We start from the raw sequence: 26,453 nt of genomic DNA, 5'->3' as shown, positions 1-26,453 counted from the left end.
GTGCCACGTCACCAGGCGGGCAGGTCACCGTGACCGCGGGACCGGCCGGCGCGACCAGCTGGTCCGCGACCGTGACCCCGCGCAGGGTCACGTCCCCGGCGTTGGTCACCTTGAACGAGAACGTGATCTTGTCCCCGACCCCGGCCTTGCCGTCATTGTTCGCGTCCGTGCTGATCGCGGCGCTCTTGACCAGGGTGACCGCCGGAGCGGTCGGACCACCAGGCACCTGCGCCGACGACGGACCCGAGTCCACCACCGGACCGGTCGGCGGGGTCCCCGACGCCTTCGCAGTGTTGTTGACCACCCCCACGTCGTAGTCGGCCTGGGTCACCGTGTACGACGCGGTACACGTGATGGCCTTGCCCGGAGCCAGCTCACCGGCGGCCAATGCCGGACACGTAGCAGCCGGGGCGATCCCGGTCCCGCTGAAGGTGACCTCACTGATGGAGATCGGATTGAGGGTGACGTTGCCGGTATTGGTCACCACGAACGAGTAGTGCAGAACCTGCCCGGGGCCGGTCAGGGTGGTCTCCTGTACCGACTTCACCAAACTCAGCGAAGCCCCTGCCGGGGTCGGGGTGGTCGTGGCCGAGGGCGGGCTCGTGACCGGCGGACCGGTCGGCGGGGTCCCGGACGCGGTCGCGGAGTTGCGGACCGCGCCGGAATCGACGTCGGCCTGGGTGACGGTGTAGGCCGAGCTGGTGCACACCACGGTGGCGCCCGGTGCCAGGGTCGTGACCGGGCAGGTCACGCTGACCGCCGGCCCCGCCGGCGCGACCAGGGTGTCGGCGATGCTCAGCCCGGTCAGGGTCACGTCACCGGTGTTCTTCACGCTGAAGGAGAAGGTGATCTTGTCCCCGACGCCGGCCTTGGCGTCGTTGTTCGCATCGGTGCTGATCGCCGCGGACTTCACCAGGGTCAGGGCCGGGGCGGTCGGGCCGCCGGGAACCTGCGCCGAGGACGGGCCGGAGTCCACCAGCGGACCAGTCGGTGGGGTCCCGGACGCCTTCGCGGTGTTGTTGACCACCCCCGCGTCGTAGTCGGCCTGGGTCACCAGGTACGTCGCGGTACAGGTCAAGGTGTTGCCCGGGGCCAGCTCACCGGCGGCCAACGCCGGACACGTAGCAGCCGGGGCGGTCCCGGTCCCGCTGAACGAGACCTCGCTGACCGTGACCGGGTTCAACGTCACGTCACCGGTGTTGGTCACCAGGAACGTGTAGTGCAGCACCTGCCCGGGGCCGGTCAGGGTGGTCTCCTGAACGGTCTTCTTCAGGGTCAGCGCCGGCGCCGGCGGCGACGGCGGAGTGGTGCAGGCCGAGTTGTCGGCCGTCGTTCCCTGCTCCTGCCCGGCCGGCAGAGAGACCGAGTTGTACAAGCCGGTGCCTGGACCGGTGCAGCTGGTGGCCTGGGTCTGGTTGGTGTACTTGAACGTGATCGACAGGTTGTAGGTGTCGGTCGCGCCGGCGGCGAGGGTGGTGCCGGCGCCGCGCAGGACGATGCTGCCGGTGCCGTTCCAGGTACCTGAGCTGGCACCGGTCCAGGACCCGGCCGTGGTCGTCAGGTTGGACGCGAAGTTGGGGGTGTCGGTCAACGGCCCGTAGGTGGCGGTCGCGTTCCCCGTGTTCCGCACCGTGACGACGTAGTTGACGGTGTAGAGACCGTTGGCGTCGGGCCCGGTCACCGCACCCACCGTCTTGGAGATGTTGACGTTGGGGGCGGGGATGGCGTTGTTGGTCAGGGTGCAGCTGATGACCGCCCCAGCCACGGGAGTCAGGGGGAAGGACCCGCTGAAGGCAGCCCCGTTGGGCAGTCCGGTCTGGAGGCCCGCCGAGTCCGTGCAGGTGATCGTGGTCGAGTAAGCCGGGAGGTTGGCGCTGGACTCGGTGAGGAAGTAGGGGGTGTCCGCGGTCGCGGCATACATCCCAGTGGTGCCGGTGCCAGCGGTGACCGTCGACCCAGCACCAGTGGTGGTGGAGTTGGCGGTGGAGTTCACCACCGGTCCCCCGGCGGACCCCGTGCGGATGGCGACGGTGAACTGGTCAGTGGCTCCGGCGCGGGGGGTCCCGAGGGCCTTGGTGAGCGTGAGCCTCGGGGCCCGGACCACCAGGGTGGTGCTGCCCGGCGGGTTGAGGTTGCTGGTGACGTTGAGTGGTCCGTTGGTGTACGAGCCCTCGGACGTTGCGGTCACGTCGACGGTGATGGTGCACGAGGCCTGCCCCGTGGGGAGGTCGCCACCGGTGACCACGAGGGAGCCCGAGCCTGGGTCGGCGATCGCTGAGTATGGATCGCCGACGGCCGGGTTGTCCTTGCAGGTGCCCCCGAGCCTGGGGGCCGAGGCGATGGTCATACCCGCCGGAAGGTTGTCGGTGAGGATCCAGTCGTTCTTGGCGCCGAGCTCACTGGTGTTGGTGACCGTGATGGTCAAGGTCGAGGTGCCACCGGGAGCGATGAGGGTGGGGCTGAAGACCTTGTCCAACTGTGGCGTGACATCCACGATCTGGGGCAGGTCGAAGCCCACGTCGTTGCCGGCGCCATTCGCCTGCAGGTTTCGCACGCGGATGCCGAGAGTGGGCGTCGAGCCGGTGAGGGGCACCTGGTAGGCAGTGGACTGCAGCTTGGCGACTCTGACGTTGGTGCCGTTGACCGTCACGAGCTGGTTGCTGGGGTCGGTGCACGGGTCCAGGTTGCTCCCGACGACGGTCGGAGTGCCGTTGATGACCAGCGCCAGTTCCTCCAGCGCATGGATGTTGTTGGAGCCGCAGTTGACCTCGCCGAAGATCCCGGAGACGGCGTAGTAGTGCCCGGCGATCGTGGGGATCGAGTTGTTGTTGGTCGTCTGCAGCTGTAGGCCGGCGACCTGGGCCCCACTGGTGCTGTTGGTGTACTCGCTCAAGATCTGGTTCTCGGCCGGGTTGGTCATCCCCTGGTACATCCCCATGGCCACTGCCATGTTGCCGAGCAAGGTCCAACCGGTGTTCCGCGCACACTGGTCGTTGTTCGTGACGGCGGGAGTACCCCCGTTCGCCGGCAGGGGCGAGCTCTGGCGCATGACCCAGCCGTTGCAGGCACTGGCGCCCGGACTCCACGCCGGGTCCGCGGAATACGTCTCGCCGTTGGCCGCAGGGCCGCCGACATAGTCGGCGATGCGGATCGGGGCGCCGCTGGCATCCATGCCGGAGAAGTCCTCGATGAAGATCGGCGTCCCGGGCTGGGTGACCCCCGGGCTCCCCGGAACGGTCGCTGAGGCGCCCACGGCAAAGAAGGTGCCGGCTCCCACGGAGCCGAGCACCAGGACAAGCACCGTCATCGATGCCACGGACCAGCTGAGGCGAGTGTTCAGCCCGAGCCACGAGTTCTTGGTATTCCCCACGTCGGGTAAGAGATGCCAGGTGCGCTGGCGTGACGGATCGAGCGCAGATGAGGTGAGTCACATACGAGCGTTTGGGTGCCGTGAAGGTGTGGTGCGTCCGGGCGGGGTCGCTCAGGACGTGCCCGCGCCAGGGAGCAACAGGGCCGAGTCGCCGAACTCGTGCCACAGATAGCCGCCCCTGGCCGCCTCGTCGTAGGCGCGCTGGGTCAGCTCCCGCCCGGCCACCGCTTCGACGAGCAGCAGGTGCGAGGCCTGCGGGTCGTGCCACCCCGTGACCAGACCGCTGACGACCCGCGGCGGGTCGTCGCGGGAGACCACGCGCGTCGTCCACCCGGACCTCGCCGCGAGCTCCCCGCTCGCGTCGTCCACGGCCGACTCGAGGGCGCGAGTCACGGTGGTGCCGACCGCCACGACGCGGCCACCGCCTGCGCGAGTGGCGTTGACCAGTCTGGCCACCGTGGAGGTCACCTCGAACCACTCTGGCTGCGGCGCCTCGCCGGCCTCCTGCGACGAGACCCCCGTGTGCAGCGTGACCGCGGCGACTCCTATGCCGGTCGCGACCAACCTGGTCACGAGGTCTGGGCTGAACGGCCTGGCGGCGCTCGGCATTTCGGCGCTGCCTGGTCGCGTGGCGAAGACAGTCTGGTAGGCCGCGAGCGGGTAGCTCCGGTCCAGGTAGCCGTACGCGATCGGTCTTCCGTACCGCACGAGGTGCTGCTCGAGCGGGCGCGGTCCGCTCATCGCGGCGCGCCAGAGCCGGTTGCCGCTGCCCGTGGGCGAGGAGTCCGCGCGCGGATAGGGCGCCAGTAGGGTGAGCCGACCGCCGGCCGGGAGCTCGAGCTCGTCACCGACCCGGGCGTCCAGGATGGCGCGGGACGCGTCGGGAGCGGTCCGCAGCTCGACCACCCAGGTGCCGTCGTCGAGCCTGGTCGCCGCGTGCACGACGACCGGACCGCGCCCGCCGGCCAGGGCGTCGAACTCCGCAGCGAGGGTGGCCGAGTTGTTGACCACGACCAGGTCACCAGGCGCGAGGTATGCCGGCAGGTCCCGGAAGTGCTTGTGCGCCACTCCCTGATCGGTCACCACGAGCATCCGCACCTCATCGCGCGCGAGGCCGCGCTCCTCCGGTGGCGCCGGTGCGGTGGTGTCGTCAGGGCTGTCGAAGCGGGTGAGCGGCGCGACGGAGAGGCGGGTCACGTCCAGACCTCCTGGGCGGTGGACGTGGTCGCGGCCACGGCGAAGTCGGCGGCGCGGTACCGGCCGTTGACCGGGCGCCGGCGAAGCAGGGCACGGATGGCGGGCACCACGGTTTCGGGCAGCGGGCGGTCGCTGATGTCCTCCCCGGGGAACGCGGCCTGGTGCATGGCGGTACGCATGTCCCCCGGGTCGATCGCGTAGGCCGCGATCTCCGGGTTCTCGACGCCCAGCGTCAGGGTGACGTGGTCCAGCGCAGCCTTCGACGCGGCATACGCGCCCCATCCCTCGTAGTGCTCCACCGCCGCGTCCGAGGAGATGCCGACCAGCACCCCACCGGAGGCGCGCAGCGCCGGCAGGACGAGCTGGGTGAGGACGAGAGGGGCTGCGACGTTGGTGAGCCAGACGTCGTCGAGGCCGTCGGGGTCGACGTCCGCCAGCGGCGGCAGCGGGGTGGGTCCGAGCGTGCTCGCGTTGTGCACCAACAGATCCAGCCGGCCGGCCGCCGCCACGACGGCAGCGAGGGCCCGGCGGTGTGCCGGGTCGGTCACGTCCCCCGACACCTCGGTGATGGTGCCGGGCAGTGAGCCGACGGCCTGGTGAAGCCGGGTCGCGTCCCGACCGTCGACCACGACGTGCCACCCGTCGGCCGCGAGGTCCCTGGTCAGGGCCAGGCCGAGCCCGGCCGAGCCTCCCGTGATGAGGGCGGTGTGCATGGTGCCTCCAGTTGCGCTGTTGGTCCGATGGAGACATCATCAAAGTTAAAGTGAACTTGAAGTCAAGCGCGGATCACGAGAAGGAGGGGAGGACGTGGACACGACCGATGTGCTCACCGTGTCCGAGGTCGCCGAGCGCAGTGGTTTCGCGGCCTCCGCGCTGCGTTACTACGAGCGCGAGGGGCTGATCGAGGCGTCCCGCACGTCGGGTGGCCAACGCCGGTACGCCCGCAGTGTGCTGCGCCGGCTGGCCTTCATCCGGGCTGCGGGCAACGTCGGGCTGACCCTCGACGAGATCCGACGGGAGCTGGCCAACCTGCCTGCCAACCGCACGCCCACGAAGTCCGACTGGCACCGGATCTCGGCCCACTGGAGGACGCGGCTCGACGAGCAGGTCGCAGCGCTGGAGGCGTTGCGCGACAAGCTCGACTCGTGCATCGGGTGCGGCTGCCTCTCGCTGCGGCAGTGCGGCATCTCCAACCCGGCCGACTACGCCGCCTCGACCCCCGACGCTCCGGGCGCCGCCTACCTGCCGCCGCTCCTGCGGCGCCCTCCGCGCTGAGTTTCGCGAAGCCTGCTCATGACGCTCACCCTGCTCAGCTACAACATCCACAGCGGCCTCGGTCTCGACGGCGTGCTGGACCTGCCACGGATCGCTGACGTCATCGCGGCGAGTGGCGCCGACATCGTGGCGCTGCAGGAGGTGGACCGTCACCGCCGGGCGCAGAGCCGGTTCGAGGACCAGCCGGGTCTGCTCGCCGAGCTGCTGGGCTTCCACCTCGCGTATGCCGCGAACCTCGACGAGGAGCCCCCTCACCCCGGCGCACCGCGAGCTCAGTACGGCACGGCTCTGCTGAGTCGCCCGCCGTTGGAGTCCGTGACCAGCACCCTGCTTCCGTGCTTCCCCGGCAGCGAGCAGCGCGGCCTCCTCGAGGCCACCGTCCTCATGGACGGCACGGAGCTCCGGGTGCTCGGCACCCACCTGCAGTGGGACAGCGAGACCGAGCGCACCCGGCAGGCCGAGGAGATCGTGGCCACCCTCGACGAACGCCCGACCGTCCTCCTCGGCGACCTCAACACCACACCCGGCTCACCGGCATACCTGGCGCTGGCGAGGCGGCTCGAGGACGCCTGGACCGTCGCGGGTGACGGCGACGGGCACACCTTCGAGGCCGAGCCGCCCCCACGTCGCATCGACTACGTCTGGACCGGCGGAGGCGTGCGCACGCTGTCTGCGCGCGTGCTGCGCTCGGACGCGTCGGACCACCACGCCCTGCGGGTGGAGGTCACCCTCACCTGACCTGCTAGATCGCCCGAGATCCCACCTCTCGGGCGATCGAACCCCGAGAAGGCCCGAGAGCTGGGATCTCGGCGGCGGGCCAGGCCGGGCCGGCACCCCAAGTCAGTCCCAAGTGGTGCACAAGCAGGTGAGCCGACGCTGGTCCCGACCAGTTCACCTCCGCACCTCTCGAAGGACGCCTCACCATGACCCGCTCGCTCTACCGACTCGGCCGTGGCGCCGCTGCCCACCCCTGGCGGACCCTCTCCGCGTGGGTGCTCATCGCCCTCGTGGTCGCCGGACTCGCCGCGACCCTCGGCGGCACGCCCCAGGACGACTACAACGTCCCCGGAGCCCGCGCCCAGGTCGGCATCGACCAGCTGCGCGCCCACCTCCCCGGAGCCGGCAACACCACCTCCCGGATCGTGGTGCACGACCGCTCCGGCGGCCGACCCACCGACGCCGCCCTGACGGCACTGTCGAGCCGGCTGGAGCAGATGCCGCACGCCGTGCAGGTGTTCCCGGCCCGGCGCTCGGCCGACGGTGACACGGCTGTCGTCAACGTCAGCTACGACGCGCCCGTCACCGACCCCGACCTCATGGGCAACCTCGAGCCGCTGGACGCCGCCGTGGCACCACTGCGTGCCGCCGGGCTGCAGGTCGAGCTCGGTGGAGAGCTGCCCGAGAGCGCGGCTGCCCCGATGGAGGGTCGCGGCGAGATCATCGGCATCGTCGCCGCCCTGGTCATCCTCGTCTTCGCCTTCGGGTCCGTGGTCAGCGCCGGCCTGCCGATCGCCACAGCCCTGGTCGGACTCGGCGTCGGCAGCGCCGGCATCACCCTGCTCGCCGCGGCCACGGACGTCAGCACCGCCGCCCCGATGGTCGCGACCATGGTCGGGCTCGGCGTCGGCATCGACTACGCCTTGCTGCTCGTCACGCGGCATGCCGAGTACCTCGCACAGGGCTTCAGCGTGACCGAGTCCGCCGGACGGGCCGCCGCCACGGCCGGTCGCTCGGTGGTCTTCGCCGCCAGCACGGTGCTCGTCTCGCTGATGGGCCTGCGGCTCGCCGGGCTGCCTGTCTACAGCTCCTTCGGGTTCTCGACCGGTATCGCGGTGCTCTGCGTGATGGCCGCCTCACTCACCCTGGTGCCGGTGCTGTGCCGCTTCGCCGGCCGTCGGCTGCTGCCCCGCGCAGTTCGCAGCGGGGGCGCCACCCGCCGTCGTCGCGCCGTCGCAGGTGGCAAGCGCGGACCCGCCCGTATGCCGCTCACGGCACGGTGGGCGGTCAAGGTCGCGAAGCGTCCGCTGCTGTGGGCGATGGCCGCCGCGATCGTCATGCTCACCCTGGCTGTGCCGGCCCTCGACATGCGCACCTGGCCCCAGGACCCGAGCAGCCAGTCCACCGAGCTCACGACCCGCCGGGCCTACGACCTGGTCAGTGCCGAGTTCGGCCCCGGAAGCAACGGACCGCTCACCGTCGTGGTCGACCGCTCCACGCTGGGGGACGCCGCTGTGGCCTCCCTGACCCGAGCCCTCGAGGAGCGCGCCGACATCGTCGCCGTCACTCCTGCGATCACGTCGCCCGACTCGGCCATCACCGTCTTCGACGCCGTCCCGGCCTTCGGTCCGACCGACGAGCGCACCGGTGCGCTCGTGCGCAGCATCCGCGCGCAGCTTCCTGCTGGGGCGGAGCTGACGGGGGGCACGGCATTCTTCGCCGACATCGCGCAGCTGCTCGCCGGACGCCTGTGGCTCGTCATCGCGTTCGTGGTCGCCGTCTCGGTGCTGCTGTTGGCCCTGGTCTTCCGCTCGGTCGTGATCCCGCTGAAGGCGGCCGTCATGAACCTGCTGAGCATCGGTGCCGCCTATGGCGTCCTGACGGCCGTCTTCCAGTGGGGATGGGCCACCGACCTGCTCGGCCTCGACCACCACATGGCCGTGTCGAGCTGGGTGCCGATCCTGATGTTCGCCATCCTCTTCGGCCTGTCGATGGACTACGAGGTGTTCCTCCTGTCCCGGATCCGCGAGGACTGGGCACGCACGGGCGACTCGCACGGCAGCGTTGTGCGGGGGCTGTCCGCCACCGGGCGAGTGATCTCCAGTGCGGCGGCCATCATGGTCGCGGTCTTCCTCGGCTTCGCCAGCGAGGTGGACGTCGTGGTCAAGCAGCTCGGCATCGGCATGGCAGCAGCGATCCTGCTCGACGCGACGGTCGTCCGGATGGTCCTGGTCCCGGCCACCATGTCGCTGCTGGGCGACTGGAACTGGTGGGTGCCGCGGTGGCTCGACCGCGTCCTGCCCCACCTGCGCGCAGAGGTGACCGACGACGACCTCGTCCCCGAGCTGGCCACCACGACCACGGCGGCGACCACGGCGGCGGCGGCGACCCGCGGCACCACACCGGGCGACCCGGCATACCTGCCCGTGCCCCTGGGGGCGAACCCCACTCGGGACGCGGCCCCCTCGGACGAGGACCTGTGGGACGACGAGCTCGAAACCGTCACCAGCCGCTGACCGCGACCGACCGAAACCCGTTGACCTGAAAGGAAACCCATCATGACCACCACCACTGCACCCACCTGGCCGGAGCAGCTCACCTTCCCCGGACAGACGGCCGCCCACCCTGGCCCGGTCGACATGACGATGATGTACGTCATGCACCACGGGTTCCGTCGGGACCTGGCAGCCTTCGCGTCCGCGGCCGCCGCCACCCCGGCGGAGGCGCGGGCCAGCTGGCGGGCGCTGGCCGCGCGCTGGGGGCTGTTCGCCGAGGTGCTGCACCACCACCACGCGGGGGAGGACGCGGGTCTCTGGCCGGCCCTTCTCGAGCGCGCCGACGAGGCGGACCGCCACGTGCTGGAGGCCATGGAGGCGGAGCACGCAGAGATCGACCCGATCCTGACGGCGTGCGAGTCCGGCTTCGAGCGGCTCGCCCGCCACGCCGACGAGGACGCCCGGGCTGCCCTGGCCGTGCGGCTGTGCGCGGCGCGGGAGAGCCTGGGGCGTCACCTGCAGCACGAAGAGACCGAGGCCATCGAGATCATCCAGCGCGTGCTCACCCAGGAGGAGTGGGAGCAGCTCGAGGAGACCCACTTCCGGGCCGGGGTGACGTTCGCGAAGGTCCTCACGCTGGTGCCCTGGGCCGCGCACGGCGTCCCCGGGCCGCTGCGCCGTCAGGTGTTCGCCAAGGCCGGTCGGCCCAACCACATCCTGTGGCTGTTGACCCGCCGGGGCTTCGGGCGCCGCGAGGCCCTGGCCTTCCGGTACCTCGACTAGCCCGCAGGTCTGGGCGTCAGAAGGAGTAGCGATCCCGCKGGTCGCGCAACCACTGCGCGGCCAGCGGGATCTGCCATTCCTCGCACAGCTCGAGTGCGCGATCGGCATGCCTGGCGGCGAGCTCCGCCTCGCCGACGGCCGCCGCCGCATGGGCGAGGTAGGCGTCCACCGGGCCCATGGCGTTGCCCGAGCCGGCGCTGCACGAGTAGCCGGCGAAGTGCGCCAGCCGGTCGTAGGCGGCCGACGCCATCGCGTGGTCGTCCAGGCCGAGCGATGCCTCGGCCGCGGCGCACCAGTTGAGCATCGAGAACCAGTCGTCGTCGTCGACGCACACGGCGTGGGTCGTGGCATGCGCCCGGGCGCGGTCCAGCTCGCCGGCCCGCAGCCAGAAGACGAGCATCGTGGACGTCACCGGCAGCACGCTGTGTTCGGCGAGCTGCTCCAGCACCGGCGCCACCTCGAGCGATCGGCCCTGCCAGAGCCGCAGCGACATGAGGGCACCGGCGGTGGCGTCCTCGGTCTGCGACAGCGTCATCTCCTGGTCCAGCCGGACGATGTCGTCCATCCGCTGGACGCACTCGTCGAACCGCCCCGCCATCGCCAGCCAGGGCAGCTCCAGGCTGTCCAGCACGATGAGTCCGTAGGGGAGCCGAAGCCGCTGCGCCCAGTCGCGCGCCACCACCGCGTGCTCCCACATCTCCTCGACCAGGCCGAGCTCTCCGGCGACGACAGCCCGGAGCGTCGTGGTGACGACGTAGGCGCGTTCGTTGCCGAGTCGGTGCGCCAGCTCCATCCCCTCGGTGACCAGGTCCCGGCGCAACGGTGCCGTGGAGGGCCGCCACAGGGCGACGAAGGCGAGCTGGCACGCATCGAGCAGCAGGTCGTCGTCGCCGATCCGCCGGGCCATCGCTAGACCCTCCTCGACCAGGGCCATCCGCTCCTCGAAGGTCGAGCCGTAGTAGATCTCGAGGGCCAGGCCCAGCATCACCCGGCAGCGCAGACCGCCATCGGCGGGAGGCAGTCCCGCCAGCGCGCGTCGCAACGCCTCGACAACCACCGCGTTGACGGTGCCGTGCGGCCCCGACTGCCACAGGGCCCCCACGGAGGTGACGGTGGCGGATCGCCCGAGGAGCTCGACGTCCGCAAGCTCGTCCGCGACGCCGATGACCTCCTCCGCCGTGGCCACCAGTCCCTCCCAGTCGCCCGACCAGCGCTGGGCGTCGGCGAGGTCCATCAGCACGTCGTACCGCTCGCGTGCCGTGGAGTCGGGGTCCTGCGGCAGGGTGTCCAACGCCGACCGGAGCAGGTCGGCGGACTCCTCGTAGGCGTGCAGCCGCCGAGCCAGGGCCGCGGCGCCGACGGCCGCGAGCCACGCCCGCGAGGCGTGGGAAGGGCCGGCCGCCAGCCAGTGTCGCGCCACCTCGGTCTCTCGGCCGGACCTGCCGGCCAGCGACTCCGCCACGCGGGCGTGGGCTCTAGCTCGACGGGTGGCGGGGATGGCTGCGTAGATCGTGTCCCGCACCAGCGCGTGACCGAACAGGAAGCGGTCGATGCCGTCCTCGCGAACCAGCCCGGCATCGAGGGCGGGGTCGAGCTGGTCGAGCAGGTCGTCCTCCTCGAGACGTGAGACCGCGGCGAGGGTGGCGAGGTCGAACTGCCGGCCGACCAGCGCCGCCCACCGCAGGGCCGACACACTCTCCTCGGGCAGCCGTTTGAGCCGTCGCGCGAGCACGTCGTGCACCGCGGCCGGGGGGTCGGCTTCGGCAAGCAGGCCCGACAGGTCGCCCCCCTCGCGGGCGAGCCGGGCGTACTCCACGAGGAAGAACGGGTTGCCGTCGGTCCGTTCGCGCAGCGACGCGGCCTCCGCGGCGGAAGGCGTGGACTCGCTCACGGCCTCGACGACGCGCGAGGCCTCACCCGCCGTCAGCCCGTGCAGGTCGATCCGCACCGCGTGCCGACGGGCGAACATCTCCACCGCGTCGAGGAGTGCGTCGGCGGGCTCGGGGCGGCTGCGCCAGGTGCCCAGGACGAGCAGCAGCCCGTCCTGCACCGTCTCGCCGAGCAGCCGCAGCACGCGCAGCGACGCGACGTCGGCCCAGTGCAGGTCGTCGAGCAGGACGACGATGGTGCGACCGATGGCGGCCTCGGCCACCGCGCCGGCGATGGCCTCCCACGTGCGGAACCGGCCACCACCGTCCTCGTCCTGCTCGGGCGTCTGCGGCAGCTCGCGCCCGAGTCCGCGCAGCACCTGCTGCCAGGGCCACAGCGGAGGCGCCCCGTCGTCCTGCGAGCAGCGTCCGAGCAGCACGGTCGCACCGCGTTCGACGGCGACCCGGGCCAGCTCGCCAGCCAGGCGGCTCTTGCCGATACCCGGCTCCCCGACCAGCGCAGCGAGGGCCACCGTGCCCGACTGGGCCTGGTCCAGCGCACCGACGAGCTCGGCCAGCTGGGCGGACCGTCCGACGAGCGGCCAGGACGGCAGCGTCGGGACGAACGACTGGATCCGGGTCGGCGACCCGCTGCCGGCGACGGGCTCGGCGCCTCCGCTACCCACCACAGGCGTCCCGGACGTCGGTGCCGCAGAAGGCGACGCCGGCTGCCAGTCCAGCGCGGGGTCCTGCCGCAGCACCGCCGCCTGCAGGTCGCGCAGCTCCTGCCCCGGTTCGAGCCCCAGCTCCTCGGCGAGCACCTCGCGCACCTCGCGCAGCGCGTCGAGCGCCTCGGCCTGACGGCCCGCTCGGGTGAGTGCCAGCGCACGCAGCCCCCAGAGGCGTTCACGCAGCGGGTATGCCGTGGTGAGCGCCTCGAGCTCGCCCGCGACGGTGGCGTGCTGTCCGAGCTCCAGGGCCGCCACGGCCCGGTCCTCCAGGGCGACGACGCGCAGCTCCTCCAGCCGGGCCCGCTCGGCCACGGCGAAAGGCGCATCCTCGAGCTCGAGGTAGGGGGTGCCGCGCCAGAGTGCGAGGGCCTTGTCGAGGTCGCTCACGATCGAGGTCAGCTCCTCGGTCGTGAGCCCGCTGGCGTCGTGCAGTCGCGCGAGCTGGCCGATCCGACGGTGGGCCCGGCTCACCGCCCGGTCGAACGCGGCCGCGTCGAGGTGGTCCTCGCCCACCCGCAGCGCATAGCCCGGCGCCACGGTGACCAGGACCGTCGACGGCGCCCGGGCCGCGCGTCCTGGCTCGAGGGCCCGGCGCAGACCCGCGATGTAGGCCTGCAGGGTGCCACTCACCCCGGGCGGCGCGCCGTCCGCCCACAGCATGTCGACGAGGGCGTCCACCGACACGGGGCGACCGTGGTTCATGGCGAGCGCGGCGACGAGGGCGCGCTGCTTGCGCGTGCCGAGGTCGATCGGCTCGTCGCCGAGATGGGCCTGCACGGCGCCGAGGACACCCACTCTCATTCGCCCGAGAGTACGCGCGAGCGCCGCGTGCACACTCGTGCTTTCAGGCGATACGCGCGCCGCCGCCGACCATCCGACAGACCGGTATGCCGCGACCGCCGAGATCCCAGCTCTCGGGCTTCCGCACCCCGATGAGGCCCGAGAGCTGGGATCTCGGCGCGTCAGGGGGCGGGGTCAGGCGGGGTCAGGCGAGGTCAGGCGAGGGTCAGGCGAGGGTCCGGCGAGGGTCCGGGTGTGGGTCCGGGTGTGGGTGTGGGGGAGGGTGACCTCGACCTCGTGACGGGGGCGCTGCACTCGGCCCGCGACGTCGGCCACCGTGTCCTCGAGCAGCCTGACCAGCCGGTCGGCGACGTCGTCGACGCAGGCAACCGCGAGACCCTCCACGGCATACGCGACCGTGTGTGGAGCGGTCTGGCGACGGTAGGTCCGCTCGCTGACGAGGGCCACGCGCGCATAGCGCTCCGCCCAGGCGTGGGCGTCGGGGGCTGAGGCGAAGGCGCTGGCGCACCAGGCGTCCACGTCGCCGCGCACCGTGGGCCGGGTCGCCGCCAACCGCTGAGCGGTCAGCAGGCCCACCGCGAGGACGTTCTGGCGGCTCGACGGAGCCACGGGGAGCGCTGCGGCCGCGGCCCGTGTCGCGATGACCAGGTCGAGATCGAGGTCCGTGCCGGTGAGGCCGACGACGTCGGGGATGAGGGTGACCAGCCTGGGGCGATCCGCGTCTCCCAGCGAGTCGTTGACCATCCGGGCCAGCGCGGCGAGCAACGGGTGGGTGCACGCCGGGTGGTCGCTCCAGCGCTCACCCGCGAGGAACGAGGCCATCTCCATGAAGCAGGCGCCCTTGCGTGGGTTGCGATGGCGTCCGGCGGACAGGACGGGAACCAGGTCTGGCAGGGTCGTCTCGCGGCTCATCGCATCTCCCAGGGCACGGTCGTGGTCACCCGCCACGCCGCCATTTCCACTATGCGCCGAGGACGCTCGGGGCGCCAGCCCCTCCCTGGCGCGATGACGGTCTGGTGCCGGTCGGGAGCGCGCAGTCGTCGTCGGAACCAAACCGCAGCATCCACACAGATGTTCTCGTACTCCTGATGGAGAGGGGGAGCCCCTTGCTGCCGGATGTGTCGTAGTACCAGTGGCCGGAGGATTGGGCCTACCGGGAAGGCGTCACCGAATCCGCGGCCCGGCACCATTTCTCGCCACCAGCTGGCTCTTGCAGGGAGTCCCGAATGACGGTCATCGAGCGCCTCTTCGACAACGCATGGTACGTCGCCAACGCCTCGCCCACGGCCCGCGACCAGCTCGCCGCTGACGTGACGAGGACGTGGATGGAGCGCGAGGCGGCGATGAGCGATGCCACCCGGGCCTGCAGCGTCGCCGGCGTGTCACCGGCGCGATCGGCGCTGGCCCTGTCGTTCCACAACGCCACCCAGGCGGCCTACGACCGGGCCAGGTCCCGGGCGTCCGAGGCGGCCCGCTGCACCGACATCATCAGCGGCCACGCCTTCAGTGTGCGGCGGGAGGTCCACCCGCACGGCGGCATGACCGTCGAGGTGACCTCGTGCACGCTGATCCGGCGGGCCTCCCTGTCCGTGAGCGGTCGCGGCCAGGACTGGAACGCCACCTTCTACGACCCGCAGGGCAAGCTCCGCGAGTCGTTCTCGACCGCGCTAGGCACCGAGCCCTGGGCCGCCCTCCACACTGCGTGCGACTGGATCATCAGCGGTCAGCTCTGAGGAGCGGTCAGCGCTGAGGAGCGGTCAAGTCTGAGGTCGTCGGTCGGCAGCGAGGCCCGCGAGGTAGGGGGCCGAGACCGACTTGGGCACGACCATCGCCCAGGCGTCCAGCACGATCTCGGGCAGCCGGTCCAGCTCGAGGGCCGCCGTCCACGCCTCGACCCACTGGTAGCGCAGGTCGACCTGCCCGGGCAGGAAGAACGTCTGCGGCTCGGACTCCACCAACGCCGTCCGCTCCTCGCGCGGGAAGGCGAAGCCCATCTCGGTCTCGTCGCGGGAGAAGGCCAGCCACACGATGCTCCCGACCCGCCACTTCACCCGGTCGCGGACCAGCACCTCGTAGGCGCGGGGCAGCGGCGCCGCGATGCGGCGCACGTCCTCGACGGTGACTGCCACCCCACCACTGTCGCACTCGCCGCCGACAGCGCAGTCATGCAGGAGTGGGAGAAGGTGTCAGTTCTCCGGGACGTTCGCCCGCAGCTCCTCGAGCCACGCGCGGGCGGTGACGTCGGACGGCATACGCCAATCACCGCGCGGCGAAAGTGAGCCGCCCGCAACGACTTTCGGGCCGTTGGGGAGCGCGGAGCGCTTGAACTGGCTGCTGAAGAACCGCTGCACGAAGACTTCCATCCAGTGCCGGATCGTGGCGAGGTCGTATGCCGTGCGGCGGTTCTCGGGGTACCCCACGGGCCACTCGCCGGACTCCGCGTCGGACCACGCATGGAGCGCCAGGAAGGCGATCTTGCTCGGGCGGTAACCGCGACGGAGCACGTGGAACAGCGTGAAGTCCTGCAGCGCGTAGGGCCCGACGGAGTCCTCGGTGGACTGGATCTTCTCGCCCGCCTTGGCCGGCACCAGCTCGGGGCTGATCTCCTGGTCGAGGATCTCGGTGAGCGTGTTGTTGACCGCGCCCTCGAACTGGCCGCTGCTGACCACCCATCGGATGAGGTGCTGCATCAACGTCTTCGGGACACCGCTGTTGACGCCGTAGTGCGACATCTGGTCACCGACGCCGTAGGTGCACCACCCCAGCGCGAGCTCGGACAGGTCGCCCGTGCCGAGGACGATGCCGCCGCGCTGGTTGGCGGCGCGGAAGAGGTAGTCGGTGCGCAGCCCCGCCTGGACGTTCTCGAAGGTCACGTCGTAGACCTCCTCGCCGCGCCCGAACGGGTGGCCGAGGTCCTTGAGCATCTGGGTCGCGGCCGGCTTGATGTCGAGCTCCTCCCACGTGATGCCGAGGGAGTCCATGAGGTGCACGGCATTGCTCTTGGTGCCCTCGCTCGTGGCGAAGCCCGGCATCGTGAAGCCGATGATGTCGGTGCGGGGCCGCCCCAGCCGGTCCATGGCCTTGGCCGCGACGATGAGGGCATGGGTGGAGTCGAGTCCGCCGCTCACCCCGATGACGATCTTGGGCTGCCAGGTGTCGGTCGCGATCGCCCGCAGCCGCTGCTCGAGCCCGGACACCTGGATGTTGTAGGCCTCGTAACAGTCGAGCGCCAGGCGGTCCTCGTCGTCGGGCACGAAGGGGAACCTGTCGACCTTGCGCCGCAGCCCGAGGTCACCGGCCGGCGGCTTGAGCGCGAAGCCGAGCGTGCGGAAGTCCGCGCCGTCGCTGGCGTCGATCCGCTCGGCGCGGCGGTTGTCGTCGAAGGAACCCTGCCGGATGCGTTCCTGCCGCAACCGATCGAGGTCGACGTCGACGACGGTGGCGCGGGCACCGTCCGGGAAGCGCTCGCTCTCGCCGAGCAGGTCGCCCAGCTCGTAGACCATCGTCATGCCGTCCCACGACAGGTCGGTCGTGGACTCCCCGGCCGACGCCGCGGCATACAGGTAGGCGGCGTTGCAGCGGGTGCTGGCCGACCGCGCGAGGAGGTGGCGGTCCTCGGCGCGACCGACGGTGATGGGGGAGGCGGACAGGTTGAGCAGGACGGTGGCTCCGGCCAGCGCGGCCTTGGCGCTCGGGGGGACCGGGACCCACATGTCCTCGCAGATCTCGACGTGGACGGCGAGTCCGGGGACGTCGTCGGCCTCGAAGATGAGGTCCGGGCCGAACGGGAGGTCACCCTCCTCGTCGGCGCCGGGCCAGTGCGGCGCATGGAACCAGTCGCTGCGGGTGTCGTCGCCGGAGGCGAAGTGCCGCTTCTCGTAGAACTCGCGGTAGTTGGGGAGGTTGGACTTCGGGACGACGCCCAGGACCTCCCCGCGGTGGATGACGACGGCACAGTTGAACAACCGGTTGCCGTGGCGCAGCGGCGCGCCCACGACGACGACGGGAAGGAGGGTCCGGGTAGCGACCGCGAGGGTGACCACGGCTCGGTCGACCTCGTCGAGGAGGACGTCCTGGAGAAGGAGGTCGTCGATGGCGTACCCGGACAGGCTCAGCTCGGGGAAGAGGGCCACGGCGACGCCCTCCGCGTGCCGCAGTCGCACCTGCTCGACAACGGCCTCGGCGTTGCGGGCGGGGTCGCCCGCGGAGACAGGGAGGGTGCAGGCCGCGACGCGGGCGAAGCCGTGGCGGTAGGCAGACGCGAAGTCCGACGATGAAGCCCCGTGGTCCATGGTCCGAGTCTGTCAGAGCCGTTGGTCACGGGACTGGCGAAGGGTGCGACCTCGTGCCGGTCAGGGCCGCGTCATGATTCCGGGACGCCGGGCGTCTCTGGGTATGACCAACTATCGGGGGATGGACGGTCGCCACGAACGGCGGGCGGCACCCGCACCCCTCAGCACGCCGCCCGCCGTTCGCCCGGCTCCGGGGATCGACGGGATGTCTGTCGTGACCACTGACCTCGGCGACCACGTGCTGGCTTCGTTGGCGCGCGATGGCGACAGCTTCGCGGTGGGGGAGCTGTACCGCCGCCACTTCGAGACGACGGTGCGCCGCGCCGGCCGCTACGCCAGCCACGCCCACTCGGCCGAGGACCTCGCGTCGGAGGCCTTCATGGGGATGCTGCTGGCCCTGCGGCAGGGCGCTGGTCCCTCGGAGAACGTCGCGGCCTACCTGGGCGTCGCCGCCAGGAACGCCGCCTTCGCCCACCGCCGACGCGGCCTGCACCCGGCATCTCCGACGACCACCGAGCCGATCGAGCTCGAACGTCGGGCCCAGTCGCACCGGAGCGCGCTCGAGGAGCTCTTGGCCCGCGAGTCCGCAGAGGTTATCGACGCCGTGCTGGGCGGACTCCAGCCGCGCTGGCGAGAGGTCCTGGTCCTGACCTTCCTCGACGGACTCAGCGGGGACGAGGTGGCGCAGCAGCTCGGGATCAGCGCCACGGCCGTCCGGGCCCTGCGCTACCGGGCCAGGCGCGGGTTCGCCGACGCCTTCACCGAGGCGACGGGCGACCGGACCCCACCCCGTCGGCGGATCCACGCCACGAACCTGAGCCACGCGACCCACCCGAGCGCGCTCCGAGGCCAGGTGTCCGAGGCCAGGTGAGGGTGGCGGCGTGTCCTCCGAGACGGTCAGGCGCGCAGCTTCGCCGCCTGACGGGTGAGGTGGTCGCGCTCCGCGGCGCTGGTCGCCGCCCTGGCGGCCACGGCATACAACTCGCGTGCCTGCTCGAGGTCGCCCGCCTTCTCGTGCAGGTATGCCGCGACGGCGACGTGACGGGGGACGGTTGCGTCCACGTCGGCCAGGGCTCGCAGGCCAGCCAGGGGCCCGTCGACCTCACCGACGGCGACGGCGCGGTTGAGCGCGACGACCGGACTGTCGGTGAGCCGAATGAGCTCGTCGTACCACTCCAGGATCTGCGTCCAGTCGGTCTCCGCCGCGGAGGGGGCGTCGGCGTGCAGCGCCGCGATGGCGGCCTGCACCTGGTACTCACCGAGCTGGTCGCGGGACAAGGCGTTCTGGAGGATCCGCACACCGTCGGCGATCGCGGTCGTGTCCCATCGGGACCGGTCCTGGTCAGCCAGCGTCACGAGCTCGCCGTCCTCGGTGCGCCGGGACGCTCGGCGGGCGTGGTGCAGCATCATCAGCGCCAGCAGGCCGGCCACCTCGGGCTCCTCCGAGCTGGCCGCAAGCTGACGGGTCAGCCGAATCGCTTCCGCTGCCAGGTCGACCTCGCCCGTGTAGCCCTCGTTGAAGACGAGGTAGAGGACGCGCAGGACCACCGCGAGGTCGCCCGGCTGGGTCAGCCGCTCACCCGAGACGGTGCGCTTGGCCCGGCTGATCCGCTGCGCCATGGTCGCCTCGGGGACGAGGTAGGCCTGCGCGATCTGGCGCGTGGTCAGTCCGCCGACGGCCCGCAGGGTCAGCGCCACCGCGGACGTCGGGGAGAGCGCGGGGTGGCAGGAGAGGAACAGCAGGAGCAGCGTGTCGTCGGCCTGTTCGGTGGCACCCGGCGCGGGCTCGTCGTGGAACCGCTCCTCGCGCCGGCGCCGCGCCGCCTCCGAGCGCACCGCGTCGACGTACTTGCGCGAGGCCACCGTGACGAGCCACGCCCTGGGGTCGTCGGGGCGCTCGGACGGCCAGCGCCGGAAGGCTTCGACGAGAGCCTCCTGCACGGCATCCTCGGCCGCCGCGAAGTCTGCGCCGCGGCGGACGAGGATGCCGAGCACCTGCGGTGCGACGTGCTTGAGGAGCTCGTCGAGGTCGCTCACGGGTGCGTCACTTGGTGATGACTGGCGGCTCGGACATGAACGCCCGGACCTCGATCCACTCGTTGAGCGGGATGCCACCAGGGCCCGGGGCCGACGAGAGGAACGCCGCCGCCTCGTGCGCGCGCTCGACCGAGTCGACGTCGATCACCATCCAGCCGGCGATCAGGTCCTTGGTCTCGGCGAACGGGCCGTCGGTCACCAGCGGCTTGCCCTCGCCGTCGTACCGCACGAACGCACCGTCGGGTGAGAGCCCTTCGCCCTCGACGAACTCGCCCCGCTCGCGGAGGGTGTCGGCGACGTGGTGCATGAACCCGATGTGGTCCGAGATCTCCTGAGGAGTCCACTGGTCCATGGGGATGCAGCCCTGGGGACTGCGTTCCGGACCGCCTCGGTAGTGCTTGAGCAGCAGGTACTTGGCCATCGTCGTCTCCTTCGTCCGTGTCGGCCATTCTGGCCGCCATCACCCCCAGGACGGAGCCGTGGGCCCGTTCTCGACATGGTCGCGCACGACTTTTCTGGTCACGCCGTTGGGAGGTGGGCGTCGAGCCAGCCGACCACCTCGTCCATCACCTCGTCGCGGTTGGTCTCGTTCAGGACCTCGTGGCGCGCGTCGGGCCACAGCTTCACGCTGACGTCCTGGACGCCCACTCGGCGGTACTGGTCGGCGACCTGCTGGACGCCCTTGCCCTTGGCGCCGACGGGGTCGAGCGATCCGGAGACGAGGTGGATGGGCAGTTCCTTGGGCACGCGGGCCACGACCGAGTCCGAGTTGACCGAGGCGAGCCCGCGGAGCAGGTCGACGAAGAAGCCGGTCGTGAACACGTTGCCGCAACGCTCGTCGGCGACGTACTTGTCGACCTCCGCCTCGTCGCGGGAGAGCCAGTCGAACTTGGTGCGGTTCGGCTTGAAGGCCGCGCCGTACTGGCCGAACGTGAGCTGGTCCATCAGGCCGCTGGGGTGGTGGCGGCCGCGCAGCCGCGCCTGGGCGGACGCGAGCGCGAGTCCGACCTTGCCGAGGGCGCCGGGGTCGCCGGCCGTGCCGGACAGCACCAGCCCGTCGAGCTCCGCGCCGAACCGGGTCACGAAGGAACGGCTGAGGAACGAGCCCATGCTGTGGCCGAAGAGGAAGAACGCAAGCCCCGGGTTCTCCGCGCGCGCGTGCTCGGTGACCAGGTGCAGGTCATCCACCACGGTGTCCCACCCGTGGTCGTCGGCGAAGTAGCCCGCATCCTGGGCAGTGCGCGCCGTGGAGCCGTGGCCGCGATGGTCGCTCGCGTACACGGCATACCCAGCCGCCGTGAGCCGCTCACCGAACCGCGCGTAACGGTCCGAGTGCTCGGCCATGCCGTGCGCGACCTGGACCACGGCCTTCGGTGGGGCGTCGGGCAGCCACCGGTTGACGTGCAGCTGCGTGCCGTCGGATGTGGCCAGGGTGAGGGTGTTCGACTGCATCAGGCCTCGCTCTTTCGCTGGAAATCGCTGTGCTGGGACAGCGAACTGCGTCGCTGCGTGGGGGTGGTGGTCGCTGCGCTGACAATAGCCACGGGCCGCGCCGCCGGGCGGCGCCTTGCGCATTCTGTGGCGCTCCCCACGTGGCGCGTCGCGCGTTCTGCGGCGCGATGAGTTCTGCGCGGTGGCATGGTCTGTATCGACGAAACCACCTTCGTGCGAAAGGCTTCGACCATGACCAGAAAAGTCTCGGCCCACCTGTTCAACTCCGTCAACGGCGTCGTGGAGTCCCCGGACCAGTGGCAGTTCGACCGCTTCGGGCCCGAGGAGATGGAGATGATGGGCTCGGCCATCGGCGGCGTCACGGACGTCGTCATCGGCCGCAAGCTGTGGGACGAGTGGTCGCAGTACTGGCAGTCCGCGGGCGCCGACGACCCGTTCGCGCAGTTCATCAACCCCGTCCGCAAGCACGTGGTGTCCACGACGCGATCGGGTGACCTCGGCTGGAACAGCACGGTCATCGATGGCGACCCGGCCGCCCACGTCGAGGCGCTCAAGGAGTCCGAGGGCGGTGACATCTCGGTCGTGGGCGGCATCGACACCATCCGTTCGCTGTTCCTGGCGGGGGTCATCGACGAGCTGACGCTGACCACCCACCCCGTGGCTGGGGTGGGACGGCGACTGTTCGACGAGTCGGTGCCGGTCACCCGTCTCGAGCTGGTCACGAGCCAGGTCACCGCGGTCGGCAACGCGGTCCTGACCTATCGCCTGCGACCTGCGGACTGAGCTCCCGTTGCGGCCGCAGGACTGAGCTACCGGCTGGGGCCGCGGAACTGAGCTACCGGCTGGGGCCGCGGAACTGGGCTCCGGCCACCACCTCCGGCCGAGTGAGGACCAAGCCCACCAGCTGGGTCCGACTGGTCAGGCCGAGCTTGTCGCGGATTCCGTCCAGGTGTCCTTCCACCGTGCGCACGGTGATCACGAGGACGTCCGCGATCTCCCGGTTCGACAGGCCCCGCGCGACGAGGATCGCGATCTCCTTCTGGCGCTCGGTCAGGGCGAGGGCGATGCGGCGGTCGTCGTCGGGGGCTGTCGGGTCGGCCTCGTGCCGTCCCCGGGTGACGTCGGTGAGGAACTGGCCGGGAGACCCCGAGGCGACCTCGACCACGTCGACGGTGGCGATCGAGATGGCGGGCGTGACCGAGCCAGCCGATGGAATCGAGCCCACCTCCCCGCGCAAGGCCCCTGCCAGGCGCTCAACCGTCGTGCCTTGGCCACGGACCAGCACCGCGAAGTACCCGAACCCGAGGGTCGCCACGAAGCGATCTGACCCCCGCAACCGGTCAGCGAGCCCCACCATCACCGTGTCGGCCGCCTGGATGCCGTCCAGGTGGACGATCATCCCGACGTTGGTCACCTCGACGACCGCCATCACCACCTCGGCCCCCTGAGCCTGCCGTCCGTGCCACTCGAGGCTTCGCTGGACCCGGTCCTCCAGCTCGGCTCTCGTGGGCAGGCCCGTCATCGGGTCGCGCGAGAAGAACGGGTCGAGGACGCCCGGGGCTGACGCGGCGGAGTCGGGCAGCACCGAGTGGCTCCCCACGATGGAGACCACCTGGTGCGCATCATCGTGGAGGCCCCGGGCCGTGATCCTGACCAGGACGTTCCCGTCAGGCACAGGCACGACGACGGCGACGCTCAAGGTTTGCGCCCGCCCTTCGGCAATGGCGGCGATCCCGTCGCGCAGGGCTGAGCGCTGCTCCTCGGGGAAGCCCTGCAACCACTGCTCGATGGACCAGCTCCCTGCGGCGGCCAAACCGTAGTGGCGAAGGATGGAGGGCGACAGCCTGAGTCGCCCGTTCGCGGGTTCGTAGTCCCACGAACCGATCGGCTCCCGAATCGCGGCGCCGTCCTGGTCGGCGACCTGCACTGACCCGGTCGAGGTGGCCACGCCCAGGGAGTCGTGGATGGCCTCGCGGGCCGACAGCAGCAGTCGACGATCCGCCGGGCTGAAGTCGCGAGGCGAGTCGTTGAGGACACAGATGGTCCCGAAGACCTCACCGTCCGGCCAGTACACGGGGAATCCCAGGTAGGCCAGCAACCCGAGTCGGGCATCAGGGTTCTCCACCCACTCGGCCTCGCTGCGGCTGTCGGCCACCACGAGCTCGGCCTGGTTGGTGATGACGTACTCACACAGCAGGCCTGGTTCGAGACTCAGCCGCTCGCCGGGTTCGTAGTACTCCTGGTCGAGACTGGGCGCGGTCATCTCGATCCCACCGTCATCCGTGCAGCGGGTCACGAGCCCCAGCTTCACGTCCATCGACCGTGCGCAGACGGTCATCAGCTGCCGCCACGACCCCACCATCTCCTCCGATGGCGCGCGCGTGGCTACCGACTTCTGGTCCGGCATCTCCTCATCCCCCTGCGTCGAGTTGTCTCCCCACCCGTCCAGGTGCCCTGGGCGGCCCGCACCGCCGGCACACCAAGACAGGTAGTTCCCCCCGTGTGTGCGGAGATCTCGGTGGCCACTCTGGAGTTGTCCGTCCGCGCCACAGCGTTCGGCCCACAACTCGACAGAGACAGCACAACGTGTTGACCGGCCGAAGCCGACGTCCCTCGAAGGGTCGGGTCGACACCCCGGAGACGGGTGCCGTGACCACGGCCCCCCTGAGTTGGTCGCCTCACCCGTCCTCCCCTTCCGGGTCCGGGGTCGGTATGCCGTCGGCTTGCGTACCGGCCCGCCACCCCTGCAGACGCTCAACAACCAATCGAGAACTTAGCCCCGCCGAGTCGGTGTCAGCAACCGGCGGCTCCCGCCCCTTGATGAGGAGTACACGATGTCAGCTGCATTGCGACCGCTCGACGAGGAACCGCTCGGGACCACGCGCCCGACCGACGCCGAGGAGCAGCACGATCCCGCCGACCGTCACGCGGCCGGAGAGGAGGCCGACGCAGCGCTGATCCACGCGATCAGGGCCGGCGACTCCGCCGCCACCGAAGCGCTGTACATCCGCCACCACGCTGCGGCGCTCCGGGCGGCGAGGGGGATCGCGGGGGACGGTGTGGCCGAGGACCTGGTCTCCGAGGGCTTCACCAAGGTCCTCGTGGCCATCCTCCAGGGGGCCGGTCCGCAGCGCGCCTTCCGGGCCTACCTGAATGCGACGATGCGCAACCTCTACGTCGACAGCATCCGCAAGAAATCCCGGGAGTTCCTCGTCGATGACCCGGACGTGCTGGACAACGCGGAGCCCGACGCGGCGGACGCCTTCGTGGAGCACGTCGTGATGGTCGACGCCCTGGCGACGCTGCCGCCCCGGTGGCGGGAGATCCTCTGGCGGACCGCGGTGCTCGGTGAACCCCTGAAGGTGGCCGCAGCGAAGATGGGCCTGAACCCCAACTCCGCAGCCGCGCTGAACTTCCGCGCGCGCGGTGGCCTCCTCAAGGCCTACCGAGCCTGCCAGGAACAACCGGCCGCTTCGTAGGGACTCCGGTCAGCGGACGACCTTGAAGTTGAACTGCCCGGTGCCCAGTGCGCCCATGACACGAAGCCATAGAGGCAGCAGCATCTCGGCGCCACGGGCGGTCTCCAGCGCGCCGAGGTCGATGACGTCGTCGTGGCCGAAGGACTCCAGCAGCTCGACGACCTCGGCCTTGGCCTGCGCATCGTCACCGGACACGAAGACGGTGCTGGACTGGCCGAGAGACCCCGGGTCGACCATCAGCGCGGCAGTCAGCGTGTTGAGTGCCTTGACGACCTTCGCCCCGGGGTGAGCCCGCTGGATCTGCTCGGCCAGGGAGTCGGTGTCCTTGACGAACAGCGTGGGCGGAAAGCCTGCGGAGAAGTCGAGCGGGTTGGAGATGTCGAGCAGCACCTTGCCCGCGAGGTTGTCGGCTCCGGCCAGCCCCAGGACGTCGAGGGCGACGGTCCCCGAGGAGGCGTTGACGACCAGGGTGGCCCCGGCCGCGGCGGCGGCGAAGGTCGTCAGCTCGACTCCGGGGTGCGCGCTGCGCCAGGTGGTGAAGGGCGGATTGCCCATCTGGTCGGCATCGACCCGGGCGGCGGTCGCCTCCGGGTCGCGGGTGCCGACGGCCACGGAGTGGCCGAGCTCGTCGAGTCGGCCGGCGATCGCCTGGCCGACCGTGCCGGTGCCGAGAACTGCAATGTCCATGCGGAGATAGTAGGCACGCTCACGTGCGCGAGGGGGGACGCCGTCGCCTCCGCTTCGCTCCGGCTCCTCCCAAATCTACCGTGCCTGACCACAACGAAGAAGGACCCCCGATAAGGCATTGGGGGTCCTTCTTCGTTGTGTGCGCGAGGGGGGATTTGAACCCCCACGCCCTTTCGGACACTGCGACCTGAACGCAGCGCGTCTGCCGTTCCGCCACTCGCGCGTGGGAACGGCCAATTGTGGCGTACGCCCCCCGCGTTCGCCAAACTGGCCCATCACACCTCCGACGACGCATCCCGTCGGGCCGTCTGCACGGTTCGGCGCGGCGCGCATGACGAGTGCGCCCAGACCAGCCCGTTACGATCGGGTCGACATGTGACAACCCCAGCGCAGGGCAACAGGTGAGGAGGTGCGGACAGTGGGTCTGTTCGACCGGGTCGAGCAACGCCTCGAACGCGCCGTCAACGGTGCCTTCGCCCGTGCCTTCAAGTCCGAGGTCCAGCCGGTGGAGATCGCCTCCGCGATCCGTCGCGCGATGGACGACCGCGCTGCGGTGCTCGGCCAGGGCCGGACCATCGTGCCCAACCTGTTCACCGTGGAGCTGTCCGACACCGACTACGAGCGGCTCGGTGGCTACGACGAGGAGCTCGAGAACGAGCTGATCGCCGCCGCCCAGGAGCACGCCGAGTCCCAGCGCTACCAGCCCGGCGGTCCCCTGCAGGTGAACTTCGCGAGCGCCAACGACCTCGAGACCGGGGTCTTCCGCCTCCGCACCTCCACGGCCCGGCGGCCCGGAGCCGCCCCCAAGCGAGGCGAGGAGGGGTATGCCGCGACGCCGGCTCCCAGCCCCGCCGCACCGCCCGCGCCCGCGCCGGCCCCACGCCCGCGGCATACCGAGGACGACGGGTTGGAGGCGACCCAGATGCAGGCACCGGTCGCACCGCCCGCCCAGCCGCGCCGGGTCAACCCGGCCGATCGCCCGTGGCTGGACGTCGACGGCGAGCGTTACCCACTGATGGGCGCCATGACGGTGCTCGGCCGCGACGACAGCGCCGACATCATCCTCGACGACCCGGGAATCTCCAGGCGGCACAGCGAGATTCGCGTGACCAACGACGGGCCGCATCTCGTCGCGAGCATCCGCGACATGGGGTCGACCAACGGCACCTTCGTCAACAGCGAACGCATCACCAGTCAGCGCCTGTCCGACGGGGACCGGATCACGGTGGGGCGCACCTCCGTCATCTACCGCGCCGGGCGGCGGTGAAC

21 protein-coding genes and 1 tRNA gene are annotated in these 26,453 nt (G+C 71.0%); 9 read left to right on the top strand and 13 right to left on the bottom strand.

Going from position 1 to position 26,453, the window contains the following annotated elements:
• The 3 genes from AC1DYG_RS05425 to AC1DYG_RS05415 form a co-directional block, all read right to left on the bottom strand.
• A partial coding sequence (locus AC1DYG_RS05425; protein WP_477638861.1) for a DUF7507 domain-containing protein occupies window positions 1-3,307 on the bottom strand: 3,307 nt, incomplete at its 3' end.
• A 174-nt stretch (window positions 3,308-3,481) separates the two neighbouring features.
• Window positions 3,482-4,567, bottom strand: a complete 1,086-nt coding sequence (locus AC1DYG_RS05420) for an S-adenosylmethionine:tRNA ribosyltransferase-isomerase (protein WP_477638860.1) — start codon at window positions 4,565-4,567, stop codon at window positions 3,482-3,484.
• Window positions 4,564-5,280, bottom strand: a complete 717-nt coding sequence (locus tag AC1DYG_RS05415) for an SDR family NAD(P)-dependent oxidoreductase (RefSeq protein WP_477638859.1) — start codon at window positions 5,278-5,280, stop codon at window positions 4,564-4,566. Before AC1DYG_RS05415 ends, AC1DYG_RS05420 begins: the two co-directional genes overlap by 4 nt.
• Before the next feature lie 94 nt (window positions 5,281-5,374).
• Between AC1DYG_RS05415 and soxR the strand changes: the two genes are divergently transcribed.
• The 4 genes from soxR to AC1DYG_RS05395 all read left to right on the top strand — a co-directional run bounded on the left by soxR (window position 5,375) and on the right by AC1DYG_RS05395 (window position 9,837).
• Window positions 5,375-5,842, top strand: a complete 468-nt coding sequence (gene soxR, locus AC1DYG_RS05410; protein ID WP_477638858.1) for a redox-sensitive transcriptional activator SoxR — start codon at window positions 5,375-5,377, stop codon at window positions 5,840-5,842.
• 18 nt (window positions 5,843-5,860) lie between these two features.
• Complete coding sequence (locus tag AC1DYG_RS05405) at window positions 5,861-6,580, top strand: endonuclease/exonuclease/phosphatase family protein (protein ID WP_477638857.1); 720 nt, start codon at window positions 5,861-5,863, stop codon at window positions 6,578-6,580.
• Between the two features lie 185 nt (window positions 6,581-6,765).
• Complete coding sequence (locus tag AC1DYG_RS05400; RefSeq protein WP_477638856.1) at window positions 6,766-9,075, top strand: MMPL family transporter; 2,310 nt, start codon at window positions 6,766-6,768, stop codon at window positions 9,073-9,075.
• 42 nt (window positions 9,076-9,117) lie between these two features.
• Window positions 9,118-9,837: a hemerythrin domain-containing protein gene (locus AC1DYG_RS05395; RefSeq protein ID WP_477638855.1), complete on the top strand. Its 720-nt coding sequence runs from the start codon at window positions 9,118-9,120 to the stop codon at window positions 9,835-9,837.
• A gap of 16 nt (window positions 9,838-9,853) precedes the next feature.
• Here AC1DYG_RS05395 and AC1DYG_RS05390 read toward each other — a convergent pair whose 3' ends face one another.
• Entirely contained in the window at window positions 9,854-13,237 is a 3,384-nt protein-coding gene (locus AC1DYG_RS05390) for a BTAD domain-containing putative transcriptional regulator (protein WP_477638854.1), read from the bottom strand.
• Between the two features lie 174 nt (window positions 13,238-13,411).
• On the bottom strand, window positions 13,412-14,149 hold the full coding sequence (locus AC1DYG_RS05385) for a hypothetical protein (RefSeq protein ID WP_477638853.1): 738 nt from the start codon (window positions 14,147-14,149) through the stop codon (window positions 13,412-13,414).
• A 314-nt stretch (window positions 14,150-14,463) separates the two neighbouring features.
• Here AC1DYG_RS05385 and AC1DYG_RS05380 point away from each other — a divergent pair, with 314 nt between their 5' ends.
• A complete protein-coding gene (locus AC1DYG_RS05380; RefSeq protein WP_477638852.1) occupies window positions 14,464-14,970 on the top strand; it encodes a hypothetical protein in 507 nt (168 codons plus the stop codon).
• A 24-nt stretch (window positions 14,971-14,994) separates the two neighbouring features.
• Here the strand turns inward: AC1DYG_RS05380 and AC1DYG_RS05375 are convergent, their stop codons facing one another.
• Together AC1DYG_RS05375 and AC1DYG_RS05370 are read right to left on the bottom strand one after the other, a co-directional pair.
• Window positions 14,995-15,366, bottom strand: coding sequence for an MmcQ/YjbR family DNA-binding protein (locus AC1DYG_RS05375; protein WP_477638851.1), 372 nt, complete (start codon window positions 15,364-15,366; stop codon window positions 14,995-14,997).
• Window positions 15,367-15,423: 57 nt separating this feature from the next.
• Window positions 15,424-17,529 carry an NAD(+) synthase gene (locus AC1DYG_RS05370; protein WP_477638850.1) on the bottom strand — a complete coding sequence of 702 codons (2,106 nt, stop codon included), beginning with the start codon at window positions 17,527-17,529 and terminating at the stop codon, window positions 15,424-15,426.
• 214 nt (window positions 17,530-17,743) lie between these two features.
• On the opposite strand from AC1DYG_RS05370, the gene AC1DYG_RS05365 reads away from it, so the two are divergent.
• A complete protein-coding gene (locus AC1DYG_RS05365; RefSeq protein ID WP_477638849.1) occupies window positions 17,744-18,400 on the top strand; it encodes an RNA polymerase sigma factor in 657 nt (218 codons plus the stop codon).
• A 26-nt stretch (window positions 18,401-18,426) separates the two neighbouring features.
• Here the strand turns inward: AC1DYG_RS05365 and AC1DYG_RS05360 are convergent, their stop codons facing one another.
• The 3 genes from AC1DYG_RS05360 to AC1DYG_RS05350 all read right to left on the bottom strand — a co-directional run bounded on the left by AC1DYG_RS05360 (window position 18,427) and on the right by AC1DYG_RS05350 (window position 21,018).
• A complete protein-coding gene (locus tag AC1DYG_RS05360; RefSeq protein ID WP_477638848.1) occupies window positions 18,427-19,566 on the bottom strand; it encodes an RNA polymerase sigma factor in 1,140 nt (379 codons plus the stop codon).
• A gap of 7 nt (window positions 19,567-19,573) precedes the next feature.
• Window positions 19,574-19,987 carry a YciI family protein gene (locus tag AC1DYG_RS05355; RefSeq protein WP_477638847.1) on the bottom strand — a complete coding sequence of 138 codons (414 nt, stop codon included), beginning with the start codon at window positions 19,985-19,987 and terminating at the stop codon, window positions 19,574-19,576.
• 98 nt (window positions 19,988-20,085) lie between these two features.
• Window positions 20,086-21,018 (bottom strand): lysophospholipase, encoded by a 933-nt coding sequence (locus AC1DYG_RS05350; RefSeq protein WP_477638846.1) that lies wholly within the window; start codon window positions 21,016-21,018, stop codon window positions 20,086-20,088.
• 231 nt (window positions 21,019-21,249) lie between these two features.
• Between AC1DYG_RS05350 and AC1DYG_RS05345 the strand changes: the two genes are divergently transcribed.
• Window positions 21,250-21,801, top strand: coding sequence for a dihydrofolate reductase family protein (locus AC1DYG_RS05345; RefSeq protein ID WP_477638845.1), 552 nt, complete (start codon window positions 21,250-21,252; stop codon window positions 21,799-21,801).
• A gap of 52 nt (window positions 21,802-21,853) precedes the next feature.
• Here the strand turns inward: AC1DYG_RS05345 and AC1DYG_RS05340 are convergent, their stop codons facing one another.
• Window positions 21,854-23,425 carry a LuxR C-terminal-related transcriptional regulator gene (locus AC1DYG_RS05340; protein ID WP_477638844.1) on the bottom strand — a complete coding sequence of 524 codons (1,572 nt, stop codon included), beginning with the start codon at window positions 23,423-23,425 and terminating at the stop codon, window positions 21,854-21,856.
• Between the two features lie 427 nt (window positions 23,426-23,852).
• Here AC1DYG_RS05340 and AC1DYG_RS05335 point away from each other — a divergent pair, with 427 nt between their 5' ends.
• Window positions 23,853-24,497: an RNA polymerase sigma factor gene (locus AC1DYG_RS05335; protein WP_477638842.1), complete on the top strand. Its 645-nt coding sequence runs from the start codon at window positions 23,853-23,855 to the stop codon at window positions 24,495-24,497.
• Window positions 24,498-24,506: 9 nt separating this feature from the next.
• Here the strand turns inward: AC1DYG_RS05335 and AC1DYG_RS05330 are convergent, their stop codons facing one another.
• Window positions 24,507-25,184: an NADPH-dependent F420 reductase gene (locus AC1DYG_RS05330; RefSeq protein ID WP_477638841.1), complete on the bottom strand. Its 678-nt coding sequence runs from the start codon at window positions 25,182-25,184 to the stop codon at window positions 24,507-24,509.
• 140 nt (window positions 25,185-25,324) lie between these two features.
• A tRNA-Leu gene (locus AC1DYG_RS05325) sits at window positions 25,325-25,407 on the bottom strand.
• Window positions 25,408-25,602: 195 nt separating this feature from the next.
• Between AC1DYG_RS05325 and AC1DYG_RS05320 the strand changes: the two genes are divergently transcribed.
• Window positions 25,603-26,451, top strand: coding sequence for an FhaA domain-containing protein (locus tag AC1DYG_RS05320; RefSeq protein WP_477638840.1), 849 nt, complete (start codon window positions 25,603-25,605; stop codon window positions 26,449-26,451).
• Window positions 26,452-26,453: the final 2 nt, after the last annotated feature.

The sequence above is a fragment of the Pedococcus sp. P1_H8 genome (assembly GCF_056405175.1).
The sequence above is the reverse complement of the archived record's forward strand: the minus strand, read 5'-3'. Positions and strand labels throughout refer to the sequence as shown.

What these genes read in the sequence shown, in the direction of transcription:
- AC1DYG_RS05400 (WP_477638856.1), top strand. Translation starts at nt 6,766, where the DNA reads ATGACCCGCTCGCTCTACCGACTCGGCCGTGGCGCCGCTGCCCACCCC.
- AC1DYG_RS05340 (WP_477638844.1), bottom strand. Translation starts at nt 23,425, where the DNA reads ATGCCGGACCAGAAGTCGGTAGCCACGCGCGCGCCATCGGAGGAGATG.
- AC1DYG_RS05345 (WP_477638845.1), top strand. Translation starts at nt 21,250, where the DNA reads ATGACCAGAAAAGTCTCGGCCCACCTGTTCAACTCCGTCAACGGCGTC.
- AC1DYG_RS05350 (WP_477638846.1), bottom strand. Translation starts at nt 21,018, where the DNA reads ATGCAGTCGAACACCCTCACCCTGGCCACATCCGACGGCACGCAGCTG.
- AC1DYG_RS05330 (WP_477638841.1), bottom strand. Translation starts at nt 25,184, where the DNA reads ATGGACATTGCAGTTCTCGGCACCGGCACGGTCGGCCAGGCGATCGCC.
- AC1DYG_RS05395 (WP_477638855.1), top strand. Translation starts at nt 9,118, where the DNA reads ATGACCACCACCACTGCACCCACCTGGCCGGAGCAGCTCACCTTCCCC.
- AC1DYG_RS05355 (WP_477638847.1), bottom strand. Translation starts at nt 19,987, where the DNA reads ATGGCCAAGTACCTGCTGCTCAAGCACTACCGAGGCGGTCCGGAACGC.
- AC1DYG_RS05380 (WP_477638852.1), top strand. Translation starts at nt 14,464, where the DNA reads ATGACGGTCATCGAGCGCCTCTTCGACAACGCATGGTACGTCGCCAAC.
- AC1DYG_RS05385 (WP_477638853.1), bottom strand. Translation starts at nt 14,149, where the DNA reads ATGAGCCGCGAGACGACCCTGCCAGACCTGGTTCCCGTCCTGTCCGCC.
- AC1DYG_RS05405 (WP_477638857.1), top strand. Translation starts at nt 5,861, where the DNA reads ATGACGCTCACCCTGCTCAGCTACAACATCCACAGCGGCCTCGGTCTC.
- AC1DYG_RS05335 (WP_477638842.1), top strand. Translation starts at nt 23,853, where the DNA reads ATGTCAGCTGCATTGCGACCGCTCGACGAGGAACCGCTCGGGACCACG.
- AC1DYG_RS05370 (WP_477638850.1), bottom strand. Translation starts at nt 17,529, where the DNA reads ATGGACCACGGGGCTTCATCGTCGGACTTCGCGTCTGCCTACCGCCAC.
- AC1DYG_RS05415 (WP_477638859.1), bottom strand. Translation starts at nt 5,280, where the DNA reads ATGCACACCGCCCTCATCACGGGAGGCTCGGCCGGGCTCGGCCTGGCC.